This window comes from Micromonospora haikouensis, assembly GCF_000876225.1.
Classification (GTDB): domain Bacteria; phylum Actinomycetota; class Actinomycetes; order Mycobacteriales; family Micromonosporaceae; genus Micromonospora; species Micromonospora haikouensis.
This window is the reverse complement of sequence record NZ_JXSX01000001.1, coordinates 3,587,429-3,606,006: the sequence shown is the minus strand read 5'-3', so window position 1 is coordinate 3,606,006 and position 18,578 is coordinate 3,587,429. Positions and strand designations below refer to the sequence as shown.

Below are 18,578 nucleotides of genomic sequence, written 5' to 3'. Positions count from 1 at the left end.
GTAGCCGGGCGCCACAACGGACCGTCCGGCCCGGACCGTCCGTTGTGGTGGGCCGCGAAAGCGCGGTCAGGAGGCCGCCGGCACGGTCAGCAGGTAGTCGTCGGCGTCGGCGCTCCACCGCAGGTCGACGACCCCGCTGGTCGCGGCGGCCTTGCAGAACTGGAGGAAGCTGCGGTAGCCGAGCTTCTTCTCGCTGAAGTCCGGGCGCGCCCGGCGCAGCTGGTTCTTCAGCCCCGACAGGGCGACGTCGCCCTCGCCGCGAGCCAGGTCGGCGACGACGGACCGGAGCAGCCCGAAGGCCACCTCCCGGTCGCCGTGCTCGGGCAGGGACACCTCGGGGTCGCCCTTCGCCGGCCCCTCGGCCAGCTCGATCACCGTCCGGCCGGCGAGGTGCCGCAGCAGCTCGCCGAAGGTGCGGAAGCCGTAGTCGGACTCGCTGAACGTCGGGTCCTTGCGCAACAGGGTGCGCTTGAGCGTCGAGGCGGTGACCTCCCCGCTGGAGCTGCCCTGGAGGCCGGCCACGGTCTGGGCCACCAGCACGCTGAGCGTGTCGACGTCGCGGGCCGGCTCCGCGCCCACCGGCTGCGCCTCGGGCTCCGCCGCCTCCACCGGCTCCGCCTGCTCGACCTGCCCGGCCTGCTCGGGCTCCGGGCTGGGCAGCCGGGCGGGCCGGCCGCGCCGGGCCCGCGCCGGCGGGACGTCGACGCCCTCGAGACGGTCGTAGTAGAGGAACTCGTCGCACGCCGGTGGCAGCAGCGCCGAGGTGGACTTCTCCACGCCCACGCCGATGACCCGCTTGTTGAGCTCCCGCAGCTTGTGGACCAGCGGGGTGAAGTCGCTGTCGCCGGTGCAGATCACGAACGTCGAGACGTACGCGCGCTCGAAGGCCAGCTCCACGGCGTCGACGGCCATCTTGATGTCGGCGGCGTTCTTGCGCGAGGCGCCCATGCGCTGGGGCATCTCGATCAGCTCGACGTGGGAGCGGGTGAGCATCCGCCGGTCCTCGTCGAAGTAGGACCAGTCGGCGTACGCCCGGCGCACCACCACCCGCCCCCGCTCGGCGAGGGCGTCGGCGATCGGACGCAGGTCGAAGACCATGCCGCCGAGGTGCTCGCGCGCCCCCAGCGCGAGGTTCTCGTAGTCGAGGAACAGGGCGATGCGGTCTTCGTGATCCACGGACGCCAGCGTACGCCCGGGGCCGGCCACCTGCGGCGTACGCGCCGCGCGGCACGGCTGTCGGAGGTGGCGGCGCGGCGCGACTGTCGGAGGTGGCGGCTAGCGTGCCGGCATGGACCTCATCCTGATCCCGGGCTTCTGGCTCGACGGCTCGTCGTGGCGCGGGGTCGCGCCGGCCCTCGAACGGGCTGGCCACCGCGTGCGGGCGCTCACCCTGCCCGGCCTCGACCCGGCCGACGTCGACCGCGCCGGCGTCCGGCTGCGCGACCACGTCGCCGCGGTGGTGGCCGCCGTCGACGAGGCCGACGGGCCGGTCGTGCTCGTCGGGCACTCCGGCGGCGGGGCGATCGCGCACGCCGCCGCCGACGCGCGGCCCGACCGGGTCGCCCGGGTCGTGTACGTGGACGCCGGGCCGCTCGGCGACGGTCAACCCGTCAACGACCAGATGCCGGTGGTCGACGGCGTGATCCCGCTGCCCGACTGGTCCGCGTTCGGCGAGGAGGACCTGCGCGACCTCGACGACGAGCTGCGGGCGGCGTTCCGGGCCCGGGCGGTGCCCCAGCCCGCGGCGGTCGCCCGCGACCCGCAGGTGCTCACCGACGCGCGCCGCTACGACGTGCCCGCCACGATCATCGCCTGCGAATACCCGGCCGCCCAGCTGCGCGAGTGGATCGACCAGGGGCACCCGTACGTGGCCGAGCTGGCCGCCGTGCGCGACGTCGAGTACGTCGACCTGCCCACCGGCCACTGGCCGCAGTTCACGAAGCCGGCGGAGCTGGCGCAGGCGATCCTCGCGGCGGTCGACCGACGCTGAGACGGCGGCCGGGCTGCGGAGCGGCGGCGGGCACGGCGCGCCGGGGCTACGCCGGGGCGGGGGCCGGGGCTACGCCGGGGCGGGGGCCGGGGCTACGCCGGGGCGGGGGCCGGGGCTACGCCGGGGCGGGGGCCGGGGCTACGCCGGGGCGGGGGCCGGGGCTACGCCGGGGCGGGGGCCGGGCGGATGACGGTGAACACCGCGCCCGCCGGGTCGGCGAGCGCGGCGACCCGGCCGGTCGCGACGTCCCGAGGCGGCACCAGCAGCCGCCCACCCAGCCCCTGCGCCCGCCCGGCCACGTCGTCGGGGTCGGCGACGGCGAAGTAGACCATCCAGCCGGTGGGCAGCAGGCCCGCCAGCGGCGGGGGCAGCGCCAGCCGGCCCGCCACGGGCCGCCCGGCGGCCAGCAGCAGGGCGTACGAGTCGTCGGGGGCGCCCGGCGGCGTGCTCGCCCGCAGCCCCAGGGCGTCGGCGTGGAACCGGTCGGCGTCGGCGGGGGCCGTCGTCATGTACTCGTACCAGCTGGGCCGGCCGGGGCCGGGGGCGACGAGGTCGGTGCCGGCGCGCAGCCGGAAGGACCCGCCGAGCGGGTCGTGCACGTCGTCGCCGTCGAGGCGCGCCCCGGACCGGCCGGCGGCGGCCCGGACGGCCTCGACGTCGCCGGCGGCGAGGACCGTCCACCAGCGGGCCGGGGCGGCAGCCGGCTCCAGCTCGGCGGCGGGTGTCCCCCCGGCGTACGCGGCGGTCGCCCCGGCCCGTGCGGGGTGCGGGCCGGCCGGCGCGGCGTACGTCCAGCCGAGCAGGTCGGCGTAGAAGGCGCGGGCGGCGTCGAGGTCGGGGGTGGCGAGCGTGACGCCGCCGGGCAGCGCCGGTGCGGGGGATGCGTTCACCTGGGTCTCCGGGGGGCGGCGGGTCGGTGGTCGGGCCGGGGCGGCGGTCAGTGGTCGGGGCGGCGGAGCGGAGCGTCCAGGGCGACGGGACCGTCGTCGGGCACCCGGTTGAGCAGGACGTCCAGCGGGACGGGACGGCCCAGGTGGAAGCCCTGGCCGGCGTCGACGCCCAGCCGGCGCAGGGCGGGCACCAGCGCGTCGCGGTCGACCGACTCGGCGACGGTGCGCATGCCCAGCCCGTGCGCGGCGCGCACGACCGCGTCGATGAGCACCGGGTCGGCGCCGCCCCGATCGGCCTGCCGGACGAAGTCCCCGGCGATCTTGACGGTGCTGAACGGCAGGTGCTTGAGGTAGGCGAACGAGCCGAAGCCGGCCCCGAAGTCGTCCAGGCTCAGCCGGCAGCCGGCGTCGCGCAGCGTACCGGCGAGGTTGCGCACGGCGGCGACGTTGGTGATCGCCGCCGTCTCGGTGACCTCCAGGCCCAGCCGGCGGGCCTCGACGCCGGCCGCGCGCAGCCGCCCCACCACCCAGTCGCCGAAGCCGGGCGACTCCAGCGACCGGGCGGAGATGTTCACGTCGAAGCGGGTCCCGGCCGCCGCGGCCGCCGGGTCGGCCAGCGCCGCCGTGGCGGTGGCCACCACCCACCGGTCCAGCTCCCCGATGAGGTCGTCGCGCTCCACCGTGGGCAGGAAGTCGGCCGGCGCCAGCTCCGGCTCCCGGCCGTCGCGCAGCCGGATCAGCAGCTCGTGGCTGACCACCTCGCCGGTCAGCAGGTCGATGATGGGCTGGGCGTCGAGGCGCATCCGGCGCTCGTCGAGGGCGCTGCGGACCCGGGCGACCACGTTGACCCGCTGCACGGCGTGCCGGTACTGCTCGGGCAGGTAGAGCCGGGCCCGGTTGCGCCCGGCGTTCTTCGCCTCGTAGAGCGCGAGGTCGGCGTGGGCGAGCGCCACGTCGCGGGTGTCGCCGGGGGTCAGCGACGCGGCCCCGATGCTCAGGGTGACCCGCAGGCCGGCGTCGACCAGCGGCACGGGGCTGCGCACCGCGGCGTTGCACAGGCTCTCGGCGACGGCGAGGGCCCCGCCGGCCGTGGCCTCGGGCAGCACGACCGCGAACTCGTCGCCGCCGAGGCGGCCCAGGACGGTGCCCGCCGGCAGGTGCCGGACGAGCAGGCGGGCCAGCACGCGGAGCACGTCGTCGCCCACGGCGTGCCCGTGCACGTCGTTGATGTCCTTGAAGTTGTCGATGTCGATCAGCAGCAGGGCGCCCGAGCGGCCGCCGCCGGAGGCGAGCAGGTCGTCGAGGCGGGCGAGCAGGGCGCGCCGGTTCGGCAGGTCGGTCAGGGGGTCGCGCTCGGCCAGCCGGGTCAGCTCGTCCTGGGCCCGGCGCATGGCCGTGATGTCGTGGGCGGTGCCCAGGACGCGTTCCGGGGCGCCGGTGGCGCCGGTGACGACCTCGCCGTAGCACTCGAAGACGCGGATCGTGGCGCGGTCGGGCAGGTACATGCGGTGGGTGTAGGAGAAGGGCGCCGCGTTGGCCAGCGCCGTCTCCAGGGTCCGCTCGATGAGGCCGATGTCGTCGGGGTGCACCAGCTGCCGGTAGGACGGGTAGTCCAGGGTGGTGCCCGGCGGCAGGCCGAACATCTGCAGCAGCACGTCGGACCAGACGACCTCGCCGGTCGCCACGGTCCACTCCCAGGTGCCGACCTTGGCCAGCTGCTCGATGCGGGCCAGTCGCCACCGGTGGTTGCGGCCCCGCTCGCGCTCGCGGCGCTCGGCGCTGACGTCGCGTACCTCGTACACGCGCAGGGGTTGCCCGTCGGAGTCGACGCCGTGGCAGCACACCTGCAACCACCGGGTGGCGTGCTCGGCGGCCGGCCAGGGGACCTCGACGGCCGGGCCGCCCGGCTCCACCCGCGCCAGCGGCAGCTCGTCCGGCCGGACCCCGAGCCGGCCGGCGGCCACGTTGGACCAGAGGCAGCGGCCGTCGGGGGCGAGCACCAGCAGGGCGGTGCAGGAGGCGTCGGCCGCGACCGCCGCAAGAGTCATCACCTGGCGGGCACCCCATCCCTCTCCCCGGGCACGGATCGCACGAGGACGCCCTCGCACGAGGGGCCCCGACGCATGGTCATCCGGCCGCGACGCGGAGTCTACCCACGGTCGTGGCCGCCGCGCGTCCCGCGCGCCGCGCGCCCTGGTCCGTCCGGCGCGGCCAGGTAGTCGGCGAGGTCGCGGCGCGGCCGGTAGCCCTGGGCGAGGGCCCGGCCGAGGTCGAGCACCATGTCGCGGGCGAGCTGGTCGACCGCGTACCGGGTCAGCAGCGGCGGGCGGCGGGTGAGCCCCGACCACGCGGTCGACGCCGACGCGGCGGCACGGGCGAGACCGGCCGGCAGGTGCGCCAGCCGCGCCGGATCGCCCGCCGCGGCGAGGACCGCGCGCAGCACGGCGTCGCGCGAGTACGGCCGGGCGTCGGCGATGTTGTACGCCCCGGCCGGCCAGGCGGGGGCGGCCAGGCAGGCGTCGGCCAGGTTCTCCACGGCGGTGAGGCTGAGCCGCACGTCGGGGCCGGGCACCGGCAGCCATCCGCCCCGGCGGGCCCGCAGCAGCCGGGGCAGCAGGTGCGGGTCGCCGGGGCCGTAGACCGCCCGGGGGCGCAGCACGACGGCACCGGCGGCGAGGGCGAGGCGCTCGCCGGCGGCCTTGGTGCGCCCGTACGCGGAGAGCTGCCCGTCGGTCGGGTGGTCCTCGGTGACCAGGGCCGCGCCCTGCGGCCGGTAGACGCTGGCGCTGCTCACCCAGACCAGTGGGCGACCGGCGGCGGCGTCGAGCACCCGGGCCGCCCCGTCGACGTTGACGGCCCGGTAGGCGCGTTCGGCGGCCCGGCCGGGCGGCGGGTCACCGACCGCCGCGGCGAGGTGGACGACGACGTCGGCGCCGGCGAGGTCGGGGGCGGTGCGCGCGGCGTCCCACGGGACGTGCCTTCCGACCGGGCCGGGGCGGCGGCCGAGGCAGCGCACCCGGGCACCGGCCGCCAGCGCGGCCCGGGCCACGGCGGCGCCGCAGAAGCCACTCGCCCCGGTCACCGCCACCTCGGCACCGTGGAGGTCCACGCGCCCGCCCCGCGCACCGGCCGAACTCACGCGCCGGCCCGGATCACCAGGCGCGCCCAGCCGGGCAGCGCGGCGCGGCCGTCGGCGCGGGCCCGCGCCACGACCGGCCGGTGCGGGGCGAGCGCGGCGAGGGTGTCGGCGAGCTGCGCGCGGGCCAGCCGGGCCCCCGGGCAGGAGTGCGGGCCGGCACCGAAGACGAGCCGCGCGATCCGGGGCGGGGCCGGGGCGGCCGGGTCGGGTCCGGCGCGGTGCGCCCCGGCGGCGTGCCGGGCGACCAGCAGCAGCCGGTCCCCGGCCCGGACGGGGCAGCCGGCTGCGGTGCCCGCCGCTGCGGCGGCCCGGGGCAGCAGCGGGCTCGGCGCGGTGACCCGCAGCAGCTCGTCGACCAGGGTGTCCCGGCGGGCCGGGTCGGCGGCGGCGGCCCACAGCCGGTCGTCGGCGCACCAGGCGACCGCCCGGGGCAGGCCGGACACGGTGGTGTTGACGGCGGCGACGGCGAGCATGCCGGCCAGGCCGGCGGCGTCCGGCGGCACGCCGAGCAGGGCGGTCAGGTCGGCCACGGCGCGGCGGGCGGCGCGGGCCCGGCCGGGCGGGTGCGGGCCCGGTAGCTGCGCGGCGGCGGCCGTGGCGGCGGCGCGGCGGGCGGCGGCGGCCAGGGCGGCGGGGTCGGCGTCGATGCCCAGCAGCGCCGCCGTGGTGACGCCGGCCAGTTCGGCGGCGACCGGCACCAGGTCCACCGGCTCCCCGGCGGCGAGCGGGGCGAGCCGCCGCCGCAGCACCGCCGTCCAGACCGGGCGCAGCCGGGCCACCCCGGAGCCGCCCAGCCCGTCGTGCAGGGCGCGGCGCAGCCGCCGGTGCTCGGGGCCCTCCTGGTCGAACAGGAGCCCGTCGGCGCCGAGCCGGTGGGCGGTCCCGCCGACGGTGCCGGCGGCGGCCCGGTCCAGGGGCAGCCGGGTCAGCGCGTCGAGGTACGCCTGCGGGTCGTGCACGAGCACGGTGCGGCCCAGCCGCAGCGCCGGCCGGTGCCGGGTGGCGACGAGCAGGCCGAACAGCAGCGGATAGCGCCGCAGGTAGACCCGGCGGTCGCGGCGGCGGCCCCGGCCGGGACGTGCGGCCCCGGCGGGCCAACCGGGCCCGGCGGGGGCCGCGTCGGCAGGGGCCGCGGCGGCGGGGCGTTCAGCCACGGCCGCCCCGCCGGGGGCTCGGGACGGGCCGGCCCGTCGCGGCGGCGGCCAGGGCTGCCGTGGCGGCCCGGTCGGGCTTGCGGGACCGTCCGCTCGTCGGCACCGGGGCGATGAGCAGCGCGTCGGGGCGGGCGGCACCCATCCGCGCGAGCACCGGGTCGAGGGCCCCGCGCAGCCGGCCGGGGTCGGTGCCGGGCTCGGGTTCGACGACGGCCACGAGCCGTTCGTCGCCGTCGCCCGCGGGCACGCCGACCAGCACCGCCAGGTTGACCCCGGGCACGTGCAGGGCCGGCTCGTACAGGCCGGGGTAGATGTTCTCCGCGCCGCGCAGGATCATGTCCTTGCTCCGGCCGGCGAGGACGATGCGGTCGCCGTCGAGCCGGGCGACGTCGCCGGTGTCGACCAGCTCGTGCGGCTCCTCGCCGAGATAGCGGTGCGCCTGCCCCGGCCCGGTGAGCAGCAGCCGCCCGTCGGGCCCGACCCGGGCGTCCACCCCGGGCAGCGGCGCGCCGACGAGGTCGCCGTCGCCGGTGAAGGCGGCCTTCTCGGTCGCCTCGACGGCGGCGGCCGGGAAGAGCTCGGTGAGGGCGTACACCCCCCATGCCTGCTCGGCGCCGGCCCGCCGGGCCCGGTCGAGCAGGGTGGCGCTGACCGGCGCGGAGCCGCTGTAGAACCGGCCGGACAGCCGGGGCCGCTGCGCCAGCAGGGCGCGCAGCTGCGGCGGGGTGAGGTAGCTGGCCTGCGGGCACAGCCGGGCCACCTGCCGGGCCAGGACCCGGGGCGAGCGGGCCGGCAGGGCCACCGGCGCGCCGCTGGCCAGGGCCGGGACGAGGACGAAGAACGTGCCGCCGAGCACCGGCGCGCCCGCGCGCGGCCGGACCAGGTCGGCGACGGCGCGCATCCCGGCGTCCAGGCCGGCGCGGCGGTGCACGACCGCCCGGGGCCGGCTGGTCGTGCCCGAGGTGAAGATGATCACCGCGTCGTCGTCGGGTCCGCCCCGGTCGGGGGTCGGGCCGGAGCGGGGGCGCAGCGCCGGGGCGCAGCCGGGCAGCCGGCGGCCGACGGTGCGCACCGGCCCCAGCTCGGCCAGCCGGGGCAGGGCCAGCCGGGCCCGGTCGGCCAGCGGGCGCGCCCACCCCGCGACGGCCTGCGCCGCCGCGTCGGCGACGACCAGGGCCGGGCGGGCCAGGGCCAGGCGCGCGGTGAGCACGTCCGGGCCGGCGCTGGGGTCGAGCACCGCCACCCGCAGCCCGAGCCGGTGCGCGGCGAGCAGCACCGACAGGGCCCGGGGGCCGGGGCGCACCGCCACCCCGAGGGTGTCCCCGGCGGCGAGGCCGTGGTGGTGCAGGGCGGCGGCGTACCCGTCGGCGAGGTCGGCCAGCTCGCCCCGGGTGGCCCGGGTGCGGGTACGGCCGGTGGGGCCGGCGGCGAGCACGGCGGGCCGGTCGGGGTGGCGGCGCAGCACGGCGGCCAGTTCGTTGAGCATCGTGGGACTCGTTTCCGGGCGGGGGTGCGGTCAGCGCGGGTCCGGGGAGAGCCGGCCGCTGCCCCGGTCCAGGTACCAGGCGGCGGTGCGGCGCAGCCCGTACGCCCGCAGCCGCCGGGTGGAGTTCTCCACCACCATGGTGCGCTCGTGGACGATGGCGTCGGTGTGCCGGCGTACCCGGTTGAGGAACTCCCGGTCGGTCGGGGACGGGCGGCGGGGCATGCCCCCGGCGGCGAGGTACGCCTCGGCGGTGATCGCCATGTTGTTGCCCGCGTGCATCCGGTACGGGGCCCGGTAGCCGGGACCCCGGTGGGCGGGGCGCAGCCGGCCGAAGGTGGCGGCGACGGCGACCAGGCAGCGGAACCCGGCCCGGCCCAGCGGGCCGTGCTCGTCGCGGCGGGCCTCGATCCGGCCGCACGCCATGGCAGCCCCGCCGGTGAGGGCGCGGCGGGCGGCGGCCACCCAGCCGGGGTGGGGCAGGCAGTCGGCGTCGGTGCGGGCCAGCAGCGTGGCACCCTGCGCGATCGCGTGCCGGAAGCCGGTGTCGACGGCCGCGCCGACGCCCCGCTGTTCCTCCCGCAGCAGCCGGGTCGGCACCGGCGCGCGCACGGCGAAGCGGCGCACCTCGTCCCGGGTGCCGTCGGTGGAGCCGTTGTCGACCACGAGCAGGGTGAAGTCCCGGTCGGTCTGTGCGGCGAGGGCGGCGAGGGTGCCGCCGATGCGGGCGACCTCGTTGTACGCGGGCACCACCACCCACAGGGCGGTCACGACTTCTCCCAGACCATCGTCATCAGGCTGACGCCGCCGCCGAGGCCGACGAAGAGCACCCGGTCGCCGGGGCGCAGCGTGGCGTCGACGCGGGCGAGCTGCACGCCGAGGGTGGCGCTGGCGAGGTTGCCCAGCTCGCCGACGGTGATCTCCAGCTTGTCCCGGGGGACGCCGGTGACCTCGACGAACCGGTCGAGGTAGGGCAGGGTGACCTGGTGGACCAGGACCCGGGCGTAGTCGGCCCAGTCGAGGCCCGTGCGGCCCCGGACCCGGTGCAGGATGTCGCCGCCGATCTTCTCGAACACGTCGCGCAGGGCGCGCCCGTCGCCGGTGAAGTAGGTGTGTTCGTCGCCGCGGGGGTGGCGGGAGCCGCCGCCGGGGATGCCGCCGACCGTCCAGTGCTCCGACCAGGTCTCGGTGTCGACGTCGACGATCCCGCCGCGCGCGACCGGCTCGACCAGGACGGCGGCCCCCGCGTCGCCGAAGGTGTAGCCGGCGAACGCGCCCCGGGCCTGGTCGAGGTCGGTGACCTGCCAGCGCATGGCCCGGGTGGGGGTCTCCCCCGTCACGACCAGCGCGCGGCGGGCCCGGCCGGCGAGGATCGCCGAGCGGGCCAGGTCGATGCCGTTGAGGAAGCTGTTGCAGGCGTTGGTGACGTCGAGGGCGTGGGCGTGGCTGCCGAGTTCGGCCTGCACGATGTGGGCCGTGGCGGGTTCGGCGACGTCCCGGGTGGCGGAGGCGAACAGCAGCAGGTCCACCTCCTCGGGTTCCCGGCCGGCGGCGGCGAGCGCCTGCCGGGCGGCGCGCACGGCGAGCGTGGAGGCGTACTCGCCGTCGGCGGCCAGCCGCCGGGAGGAGATGCCGGTCATCCGCGCGAGCAGGCCGTCCGGCAGGGTCAGCCCGCTGGCCTCGGCGAGCCGCCGCTGCACCTCGGCGGTGGGCACGGCCTGCCCGGGCAGGCTGGCCCCGACGGCGGTGATGCCCACCCGCCCCCGGGCCGGGCTCAGTGGTGGTGTGGGGTCCATCATGCGTCGAGCTTGCCCAACGCCCCCGGCCAACGGATGAGTAGGGGTGCTCATGTTCGCCCGGCGGGGGCACGGCGCGCGCTCGCGGGCGCGCGGGGTGGCGGCGGAGTCGCCCGCCGCGACGCCACCCTGTGGCGGGAATCACGCGCCGCGGCGGCCCGGCGGGAATACCGGGCCGCCGCGCGGCGCGTCGTCCGGCCCGCTACCTGCGGAAGGGGCCGGTGATCTCGAACGTCGTGCCGGGGGCGTAGCAGTTGACGTACATGGTCCGCCGGTCGTCGGCGAAGCAGGCCCCGGCGAACTCGCCGTACGACGGCGCGGACTCGGTGCCGAGGTTCTGCCGGTTGCGGGCGAACAGGTACGGCTCGCCGTCGACGGTGGTGCCCATCAGGTAGCTGTCGCCGTCGCCGTCCTGGCAGAGCATCAGGCCGCCGGCCGGGGTCATGCAGATGTTGTCGGGCGTCTTGTACAGCTCCGCCCCCGGGTCGGTGCCACGGAACACGACGACCAGCGTCAGCGTGTTGGTGGCGGGGACGTACCGCCACACCTGGCCCTGGTGGTCGGCCTCGGAGCCGTGCTCGCGCACCGCGAAGGAGGAGACGAAGTAGGCCGCGCCGTCGGTGCCCCACCACGCGCCCTCCAGCTTCTGGGCGTGCGTCACGCCGCCGGGGCCGTAGTCCTGCAGCCGCACGGGCACGCTCGTGGCGAGGGGGTCGGGCACGTCGAGCCACTCGACGCCGCCGAAGACGGCCCCGGGCTCTCCAACGGTGGACAGGTCGGCCACGCCGGGCACCCGCATCACCTGGAGCCGCCCGCCGGCCCGCAGGCTGCCGTGGCCGCCGAGCGGCCGGCGGGGCAGGAAGCGGTAGAAGCAGCCGAACTTCTCGCCGTAGGCGTCCTCGGTCTCGTACACCACGCCGGTGCGGGGGTCGACGCAGGTGGCCTCGTGCGCGAAGCGGCCCATGGCCGTGAGCGGCGTCGGGTCCACGTTGCGGTCGGTGCGCCACGGGTCGACCTCGAAGATGAAGCCGTGGTCCTTCTCGTGGCCGCCCTCGCCCCGCCGGATCTCCGTCTCCTCGCAGGTCAGCCACGTCCTCCAGGGGGTCACCCCGCCCGCGCAGTTGGTCGAGGTGCCGCCCAGGCTGATCCGCTCGGCCACCCCGCGCGGCCCGACGACCAGCGTCGTGGTCCCGCCCACGGCGACGGGGTCGTAGGTCAGCTCGGCGGGCGCGACCACCGGCGCGGCGGCGCCCACCCGGTTCTCGTGGTTGCGGACGAGCCGGACGTCCCGGCCGGGGCCCGAGAACGCGGCCATCCCGTCGAAGCTGCTGGGCGCCGCGCCGCCCGGCGCGGTGCCGCGCTCCCGGGAAAGGACCCGGTAACGGAATCCGCGGGGCAGGTCCAACAGCCCGGCCGGGTCGGCCACGAGTGCGCCGTATCCGCCGCCGTGGCCCGCGAGGGCGGGGGCCGCCGTGAAGAGCGCGTCAATTGTGCCCGAGAGCGCGACACCTGCGCCCATGATTCCTGTTTGCGCGAGGAAACTTCGCCGGTCGAGACCCAAGACAGCTCCTTAGTACGAGAGGGCGAGCAATCGTAACCGCTCAATGCCAGGACTGTCGTTGCGCGTTACCCGTACATCGTCCGTACCAGTGCCCCTATTTCTTTTCGCGGGCCCCCTGTCCCGGCGGCCGGCGGGCGTCCGGCGCGCGCCCCGCGCCGGGCGCGCGCTGCTACGGTGCGGGGCGTCGCGGGCCCGGAGCCGACGGGCCGTCGCACGGGGAGGTCGGGCCGGGATGCCGCTGCGCGTCGTCACGTACAACATCTGGGGCACCGGAACCCCGCACCGGTACTGGCACGACCGGGCCGTCCTGCGCGGGGCCCGGGCGGGCAGCCCGGCCCTCGCCGAGGCCGACGAGCGCCGGGTGTGGCGACGCCGGGCCGCGCTGTTGACCCGGGCGCTGGCCGACGCCGACGCCGACCTGGTCGCCCTCCAGGAGGTGCCCGCGCCGGCCGGGTCGGGGGCCGGGCGGGCACGGGAGCTGGCCGACGGGCTGCCCGGGCGGTGGGAGGTGGCGCACTCCGGCCCCGGTCACGCGCCCGGCCTGGCGGTGCTGAGCCGCGCGCCGATCCACTCGTGGCGGGTCTTCCCCGTGCCCGGCTTCGGCGGCTTCGGCGGGCACCCGGGCGTGCTGGAGGTGTCGACGTCCGCCGTCACGGTGTGGGTGGCGCACCTGCCGGTCGGGCCCGACGAGGTGAAGGAGGCGTGCCTGCGGGGCCTGGAGGCGGCGGCCGGGGCGGCCCCGCCGGAGCGCCCGCTGCTGGTCTGCGGCGACCTGAACTGCCCGGCGGACGGCGCCCTGATGGGCCGGTTGCGCGACCGGGGCGCACTGGTCGACGCGTGGGCGGCCGCGGGCGGCTCCCCGGCCGCGCTGACCATGCCGGCGCCGACGCCGACCTGGCGGCTCGACCACGTCCTGGTGCGCGCCGCCGACCCGGTCCGCGCGAGCCGCCCAGCCCTGCTGGGCACCGCCTGCGACGACAGCGGCCAGTATCCCTCGGACCATTTCGGGGTGTCGCTGTCGCTCGACGTGCGGACGCCCGCGTCCGCATCGTCCGACCCCGCCTCGCATTGACCGACGACAAAGCAATGCGACCGCCGACACGCGAAGGGGAAACGGCATCAGGGGTCGCCCCCGATCGGCAACGCTGGTACGTTGACCGCGATCCACGCCGATACCCGATCGTGACACCGCCGGCCGGAAGGAGAAGGAGTTGTCTCATGGTGGCGTGTCCGTAGCCGTCATGACGCATCCGTCCCGGCGACACCTCGCGGAGGACCTCGCGCGGCGGCTGGCTCCCTACCCGGTCGAGATCGTCCTCGACCCCGAGCCCGACGGCCCGCCGCGGACGCTGCGCACCGCCAGCGCGGCGTGGGCCGCCGTCGGGCCCGGCTGCACCCACCACCTGGTGTTGCAGGACGACGCGGTGGTGTTCCCCGGTTTCCTGGAGCACGCCTTCCGGGCCGTGCAGGCCCGGCCGGACGGCGCTGTCGCCCTGCACAGCGACTGGGGGTCGCGCAACGGGGCCGCCGTCCGGATGGCCGCGCTGCTGGGCGCGCGCTGGGTCCGCGCCGTCTGCGACTACGTGCCGACCATCGCGCTGGCCCTGCCGGCCACGGCGGCCAAGGGGCTCGTGGACTACCTGGCCGGACAGGACCCGGACGAGGCCGACGACGTCGCCGTGGCCCACTTCGCGCGGGAGGTCGGGCTGCCGGTCCACCTCACGGTGCCGAACCTGGCGGCGCACCACGACGTGCCGAGCGTGGTCGGCAACAACGACCGGGGCCGCCGCGAGGCGTCCTGCTACGTGGGCGAGCCGCCGCCGGGCTGGTCGCCCGACCCGGCGCGCACGCTCGACGGCTTCGACTGCCTGCCGTACTTCAAGCACAGCGAGCCGCGCGTCGTGGTCGAGAACGACCGGCCCACCAACAACTGGAGCCCGGTGCCGCTGGAGGCCGCCGTCGACCGGTTCGGCGTCGACGTGCCGGCGCTGCGCGAGCGCTACGCCCGTGACGTGGCGGACCCGCAGCCCTGGCTGACCGACCTCGCGGCGCGCGTGCCGGCCGACCAGCTGTGGTCGCTGTGGGTGACGGCGTGCCTGATGGGCCTGGCCCGCACACGGGTGGAGCCGTTCCGGTCGCTGTGGGACTCGTGGGGCCGGCCGGTCGAGCCGGTGCTGCGCGATCGGGTCCTGGCCACGCTCGCCCTCGGCGGGATGTTCCCCCGGGTGACGCACCCCGAGGTGGAGCGGCTCGGCGCGGCTCCGGCGCGGCTGGCCGCGTTGGGGTTGGCCGCCGGCGACGCCTGGGGGCGCGACTGACCGCCGGGGCCGCCCGCGCCCCTCGTCGTCCGTCAGATCGGAGCACAGCGCCATGGCCCCCACGGCCGCACTGGTCGAGGCCTCCGGCCTCGTCAAGGAGTTCCGCCGCCCGCGCAAGGCGCCGGGCCTGGCCGGCGCGCTCCGGCACCTGGTCACCCGGCGCTTCGACGTCCACCGCGCCGTCGACGGCATCGACCTGCGCGTCGACGAGGGCGAGTCCGTGGCGTACGTCGGTCCGAACGGCGCGGGCAAGTCGACCACCGTGAAGCTGTTGACGGGCATCCTGGTGCCCACCGCCGGCGAGGTGCGCGTCGCCGGGGTCGTGCCGCACCGGGACCGGGTCGCCAACGCGCGCAACGTGGGGGTGGTCTTCGGCCAGCGCACGCAGCTGTGGTGGGACCTGCCGGTGCAGGACACGTTCGAGCTGCTGCGCGACATGTACCGCATCCCGGCGGCCGACTACCGCCGGTCGATGGACCGGCTCTGCGAGGTGCTGGAGATCGGCCCGCTGCTGCCGGTGCTGGCCCGCAAGCTGTCCCTCGGGCAGCGGATGCGGGCGGACCTCGCCGCCGCGCTGCTGCACGAGCCCCGCATCGTCTACCTCGACGAGCCGACCATCGGGCTCGACGTCTCGGTCAAGGACCGGGTGCGCGCCTTCCTGCGCCAGCTCGTCGCCGACGGCACGACCGTCCTGTTGACCACGCACGACGTGGGCGACATCGAGGAGGTGTGCCGGCGCATCGTCGTCGTCGACGAGGGGCGGATCCGGCACGACGGCCCGGTCGACGTCCTGCGCGACACCCTGGCGGGCCACTCGACGGTGCGCTTCCAACTGGCCGCGCCCGCGCCGCTGGAGCTGATCCGACAGCACCTGCCCGACGCCGAGGTGAGCGCCGGGGCCGGCGAGCGCGACCTGGTGGTCCGCTTCGACCGGACGCTGCGCCCGGCGGGCGCGGTCGCGGCCGCCGTGATGGGGCTGGTCGAGGTGCGGGACCTGCGCATCGACGACGAGGGGGTCGCCGACCTGATCCGCCGGCTGCACGAGCGCGACTCCCCGGCCGCCCTGACCGGTGCCGGCTGATGCGGCCCTACCGGGCCATGGCGCGGATCGCCTGGCGCAACGCCCTGGCCTACCGGGTGCCGTTCCTGATGAGCCTGTCCATGCTGGTGTTCAACCTGGTGGCCATGTTCGCGCTGTGGCGGGCGCTGCTGGGCGACGGCAACTCGCTGGCCGGCTTCACCTGGCCGCAGATGAAGGCGTACCTGCTGGTGTCGTTCTTCACCAACTGCCTGGTCTCGACGTTCACCGACTTCGCGATGGCCTCGCGGATCCGCAGCGGCGCGGTGGCCGTCGACCTGGTCAAGCCGGTGGACTACCAGAAGGGCCGCTTCGCCGAGGCGCTGGGCTTCGCGCTGCTGGAGACGGTGGCGGCGGCGACCGTGTGCGCCGTGGTCCTGGTGGCCTTCGGCGGGGTGCCGCTGCCGCCGCCGGGGCGGCTCGCGCTGTTCGTGGCGAGCCTCGCCGCCGTGGTGCCGCTGAAGTTCCTCATCGTCTACATGTGCGGGCTGCTCTGCTTCTGGACGCAGAACTACCTGGGCATCAGCCTGGCCCGGGTGGCGGTCTCCGGGATCCTGTCCGGGGCCACGGTGCCGTTGGCGTTCTTCCCGGCGTGGCTGCGCCACGTCGCCGAGGTGCTGCCGTTCCAGGCCGTCACGAACACCCCCGCGATGCTGTTCCTGGGCCGCTCCCCCGGGCTGCCGGGCGCGCTGGCGGTGGCGGTGCAGCTGCTGTGGGTCGTGGCGCTGTGGTGGCTGGCCCGGCGGTTGTGGCACGTCGCGGTCCGCCGGCTCACCGTGCACGGGGGCTGAGCCGGTGCACACCCTGCGCGTCTACCGGCGCTGCCTCGGCGCGCACCTGCGGGCCACCCTGGAATACCAGGCCGACTTCTGGATCCTGGTGGTCGCCGCCGTGCTGACCCAGGGCGCCGGCCTGCTGCTCATCGCGACGATCTTCGCCCGGGTCCCCCGCATCCACGGCTGGGGGGTGTGGGAGGTCGTGTTGATCTTCGGGATGATGGTGCTCGCCCAGGGCGCCAGCGAGCTGCTCGCCGAGGGCACGTGGGGGCTGGCGGGGCTGATCAACCGCGGCGAGCTGGACCGGATGCTGCTGCGGCCGTACCCGTGCCTGTTGCAGGTGTGCAGCAGCCGGGTGGGCATGAACGCGTTCGGCAACCTGACCGTCGGCGGCGGGCTGCTCGGCACCGCGCTGGCGCACCTGGACGTGGCGTGGACGCCGGGGCGGGTGGCGCTCGCGGCGGTGCTGCTGCCGAGCGCGCTGCTGATCAAGGTGTCGCTGACGGTGGTGGCGAACTCCACCTCGTTCTGGCTGCGGGGGGCGATCAACACCTTCGCCGCCGGCCTGGACCAGCTCGGTGAGCTGACGAAGTATCCGCTGAGCATCTACTCGGTGGGGTTGCAGGCCGTGCTGGCGACCGCCCTGCCGTTCGCGTTCATCGGCTTCTTCCCGGTGTCGGCGTTCCTCGACCACGGGCGGCTGGCGTGGGTGGGCCTGCTGACGCCGGTGGTGGCGGCCTGGTGCGTGCTGCTCGCCGTCGCCGTGTTCCGTCGGGGGCTGCGCCGCTACGACAGCGCCGGGAACTGAGCCGACCGAGTCGGCCCCGGGCGGCCGCCGCCCGCCCGCCTCAGCCGACCGACGCCCGGGGGCCGTCGAACGCGTCGAGGGTGAGGGTGGCCTCGCCGGCCCGCGCGCGGATCGCCGCGACGGTCTCGTCGACCGTCAGGTCGCCGTTGTCCAGCCAGAGGCCGACGCCGGCCAGCTCGCCGGCCATCTCATCGGCCAGGTGCAGCCAGCCGTGCAGGACCGTCTTGTGCGGGCGGCGCTCGTCGCGTACCGCCGCGACGGCCAGGTCGGGACGCAGCATCACGAAGCCCAGCGGCGCGGGGTGCAGCAACTCCAGGTAGTGCCGCAGCCGCTGCCGGGACGTCACCACGTAGTCGAGGGCGACCAGGAAGTCTGCGGCGAGGAACGAACGCGCCAGCAGGCACTGGTTGCGGACGTTGAGCAGGATCTGCCGCTCGGCCTCCTCGTCGTGCTGCGGCTGCGGCGGCCGGCTGCCGGCGACGATGAGCCGTTGCAGCGCGTCGCCCTCGACGTGCACGCCCCGGGGCACGGAGCGGGCCAGCGCGCGGGCGGTCGTCGACTTGCCGGCCCCCGGCACCCCGGTGACCATCCAGACCCGGGGCCCGGCGTCACCCCCCGGCACCGGCCATGACCTCCTCGCGCACGTCGCGCAGCAGGCGCAGGGCGCGGGTCAGGTCGCCCGGGTCGGCGGACAGGGCGGCGAGCGCCGCCTCGACGCCCCCGCGGAACCCGGCCGGGGTGGTCGGGAAGGTCGCCGCCTCCGCCACCGCGCCCTTCTCGTTGACGAGGTAGCGGCCGGCGGTGGCGAAGAGCACCTGGGTGAGGCAGGCGACGGCCCGGTAGGCGCAGCCGGTGACGTACGCGACGTCGCCCCGGCCGGCGGCGGTGACCGCCGTGTCGAGGGCGAACTGCGACTCCCAGCCGAACTGCCCGACGAGCGCCTTCGCCAGCGGCTCCGGGTAGGGGTCGGTGAGCGAGCGCAGCTGCGCGAGCACGCCCTGCGGGTCGTGGAACGCGACGTTGTGGTGCAGCTCCCCGGCGTAGATGACGGTGCAGAACCCGTGCGGGTGGCCGGGCTGGTAGTGGATCTCGGGGCGCCCGGCGGCGCACGCCCGCACGACGGCGCGGACGCGGTCGACCTCCCGCAGCAGGACGTCGGTCTTCACCCCGTCGACGACGAGCCAGCCGCCGCCGTTGATCCACGGCCCCCACTCGCCGTAGTCGGTGCACCCGGCGTCGCCGCTGTCGTCGATGCGGGCGAACGCGGCGCTCAGCTCCCGGACGTCGGGCCGGCCGTCGCGGTGGTAGTAGACCCCGACGTCCACGTCGGAGCTGCGGTCGGCGGTGCCCCTCGCGCGCGATCCGCCGAGGGCGAGGCCCGCGATGCCGGGCAGCCCCGAGAGCGCGTCACGGATCTTGGCGAGGATCGCGTCCTGTTCGGCGTCACCCACGGGCCGCCACCCTTTCTGTACCGTCACCGGCCGCGTGCCAACGTAGCACATCCCGGGCCCGCGCCCGGCCTCCCTCCGGGGCCGGCAATAGGGGTTTCCAGCCGTTCTCGGCGTGTCGTATAAGGGCGTCGCAT

Annotated in this window: 17 protein-coding genes; 6 read left to right on the top strand and 11 right to left on the bottom strand. The window is 76.9% G+C overall.

The features are described 5' to 3' along the window. Nucleotides 1-66: 66 nt before the first annotated feature. Nucleotides 67-1,176, bottom strand: coding sequence for a PIN domain-containing protein (locus tag TK50_RS14810; protein ID WP_043964600.1), 1,110 nt, complete (start codon nt 1,174-1,176; stop codon nt 67-69). A 112-nt stretch (nt 1,177-1,288) separates the two neighbouring features. Between TK50_RS14810 and TK50_RS14805 the strand changes: the two genes are divergently transcribed. Next, complete coding sequence (locus TK50_RS14805) at nt 1,289-1,990, top strand: alpha/beta fold hydrolase (RefSeq protein ID WP_043963269.1); 702 nt, start codon at nt 1,289-1,291, stop codon at nt 1,988-1,990. Between the two features lie 161 nt (nt 1,991-2,151). On the opposite strand, the gene TK50_RS14800 is transcribed toward TK50_RS14805, so the two are convergent. The 8 genes from TK50_RS14800 to TK50_RS14765 form a co-directional block, all read right to left on the bottom strand. Further along, nucleotides 2,152-2,880: a VOC family protein gene (locus TK50_RS14800; protein WP_043963268.1), complete on the bottom strand. Its 729-nt coding sequence runs from the start codon at nt 2,878-2,880 to the stop codon at nt 2,152-2,154. Between the two features lie 47 nt (nt 2,881-2,927). Beyond that, nucleotides 2,928-4,928, bottom strand: a complete 2,001-nt coding sequence (locus tag TK50_RS14795) for a putative bifunctional diguanylate cyclase/phosphodiesterase (protein ID WP_052503783.1) — start codon at nt 4,926-4,928, stop codon at nt 2,928-2,930. A gap of 101 nt (nt 4,929-5,029) precedes the next feature. Beyond that, entirely contained in the window at nt 5,030-5,989 is a 960-nt protein-coding gene (locus TK50_RS14790; protein ID WP_241773993.1) for an NAD-dependent epimerase/dehydratase family protein, read from the bottom strand. A 26-nt stretch (nt 5,990-6,015) separates the two neighbouring features. Next, complete coding sequence (locus TK50_RS14785; RefSeq protein ID WP_241773992.1) at nt 6,016-7,173, bottom strand: cytochrome P450; 1,158 nt, start codon at nt 7,171-7,173, stop codon at nt 6,016-6,018. Beyond that, the gene (locus TK50_RS14780) at nt 7,166-8,659 is read right to left on the bottom strand and encodes a class I adenylate-forming enzyme family protein (protein ID WP_043963267.1); all 1,494 of its coding nucleotides are present in this window, start codon (nt 8,657-8,659) and stop codon (nt 7,166-7,168) included. Before TK50_RS14780 ends, TK50_RS14785 begins: the two co-directional genes overlap by 8 nt. Nucleotides 8,660-8,689: 30 nt before the next feature. After that, the gene (locus TK50_RS14775; protein ID WP_199486029.1) at nt 8,690-9,427 is read right to left on the bottom strand and encodes a glycosyltransferase family A protein; all 738 of its coding nucleotides are present in this window, start codon (nt 9,425-9,427) and stop codon (nt 8,690-8,692) included. Beyond that, nucleotides 9,424-10,455, bottom strand: coding sequence for a 3-oxoacyl-ACP synthase III family protein (locus tag TK50_RS14770; protein WP_229406080.1), 1,032 nt, complete (start codon nt 10,453-10,455; stop codon nt 9,424-9,426). The genes TK50_RS14775 and TK50_RS14770 overlap by 4 nt, the downstream gene beginning before the upstream one ends. Nucleotides 10,456-10,654: 199 nt before the next feature. Next, nucleotides 10,655-11,971 (bottom strand): alkaline phosphatase PhoX, encoded by a 1,317-nt coding sequence (locus tag TK50_RS14765; RefSeq protein ID WP_063838575.1) that lies wholly within the window; start codon nt 11,969-11,971, stop codon nt 10,655-10,657. A 274-nt stretch (nt 11,972-12,245) separates the two neighbouring features. Between TK50_RS14765 and TK50_RS14760 the strand changes: the two genes are divergently transcribed. The 5 genes from TK50_RS14760 (at nt 12,246) to TK50_RS14740 (ending at nt 16,993) form a co-directional block, all read left to right on the top strand. Beyond that, complete coding sequence (locus tag TK50_RS14760; protein WP_043963265.1) at nt 12,246-13,085, top strand: endonuclease/exonuclease/phosphatase family protein; 840 nt, start codon at nt 12,246-12,248, stop codon at nt 13,083-13,085. Between the two features lie 154 nt (nt 13,086-13,239). Beyond that, nucleotides 13,240-14,331 carry a hypothetical protein gene (locus tag TK50_RS32270; protein ID WP_144420245.1) on the top strand — a complete coding sequence of 364 codons (1,092 nt, stop codon included), beginning with the start codon at nt 13,240-13,242 and terminating at the stop codon, nt 14,329-14,331. A 52-nt stretch (nt 14,332-14,383) separates the two neighbouring features. Then, entirely contained in the window at nt 14,384-15,412 is a 1,029-nt protein-coding gene (locus TK50_RS14750) for an ABC transporter ATP-binding protein (RefSeq protein ID WP_043963264.1), read from the top strand. Next, a complete protein-coding gene (locus TK50_RS14745; protein ID WP_043963263.1) occupies nt 15,412-16,200 on the top strand; it encodes an ABC transporter permease in 789 nt (262 codons plus the stop codon). The genes TK50_RS14750 and TK50_RS14745 overlap by 1 nt, the downstream gene beginning before the upstream one ends. 4 nt (nt 16,201-16,204) lie before the next feature. Next, complete coding sequence (locus TK50_RS14740; RefSeq protein ID WP_043963262.1) at nt 16,205-16,993, top strand: ABC transporter permease; 789 nt, start codon at nt 16,205-16,207, stop codon at nt 16,991-16,993. A 40-nt stretch (nt 16,994-17,033) separates the two neighbouring features. Here TK50_RS14740 and TK50_RS14735 read toward each other — a convergent pair whose 3' ends face one another. Then, nucleotides 17,034-17,615 carry an AAA family ATPase gene (locus tag TK50_RS14735; protein WP_198956553.1) on the bottom strand — a complete coding sequence of 194 codons (582 nt, stop codon included), beginning with the start codon at nt 17,613-17,615 and terminating at the stop codon, nt 17,034-17,036. Further along, nucleotides 17,602-18,444: a nucleotidyltransferase domain-containing protein gene (locus tag TK50_RS14730; RefSeq protein WP_052503781.1), complete on the bottom strand. Its 843-nt coding sequence runs from the start codon at nt 18,442-18,444 to the stop codon at nt 17,602-17,604. Before TK50_RS14730 ends, TK50_RS14735 begins: the two co-directional genes overlap by 14 nt. Nucleotides 18,445-18,578: the final 134 nt, after the last annotated feature.

Bases quoted from the DNA above. Each gene is read 5' to 3' on its own strand.
- TK50_RS14805 (WP_043963269.1), top strand. From the start codon at position 1,289: ATGGACCTCATCCTGATCCCGGGCTTCTGGCTCGACGGCTCGTCGTGG.
- TK50_RS14750 (WP_043963264.1), top strand. From the start codon at position 14,384: ATGGCCCCCACGGCCGCACTGGTCGAGGCCTCCGGCCTCGTCAAGGAG.
- TK50_RS14760 (WP_043963265.1), top strand. From the start codon at position 12,246: ATGCCGCTGCGCGTCGTCACGTACAACATCTGGGGCACCGGAACCCCG.
- TK50_RS14765 (WP_063838575.1), bottom strand. From the start codon at position 11,971: ATGGGCGCAGGTGTCGCGCTCTCGGGCACAATTGACGCGCTCTTCACG.
- TK50_RS14795 (WP_052503783.1), bottom strand. From the start codon at position 4,928: ATGACTCTTGCGGCGGTCGCGGCCGACGCCTCCTGCACCGCCCTGCTG.
- TK50_RS14745 (WP_043963263.1), top strand. From the start codon at position 15,412: ATGCGGCCCTACCGGGCCATGGCGCGGATCGCCTGGCGCAACGCCCTG.
- TK50_RS14780 (WP_043963267.1), bottom strand. From the start codon at position 8,659: ATGCTCAACGAACTGGCCGCCGTGCTGCGCCGCCACCCCGACCGGCCC.
- TK50_RS14770 (WP_229406080.1), bottom strand. From the start codon at position 10,455: ATGATGGACCCCACACCACCACTGAGCCCGGCCCGGGGGCGGGTGGGC.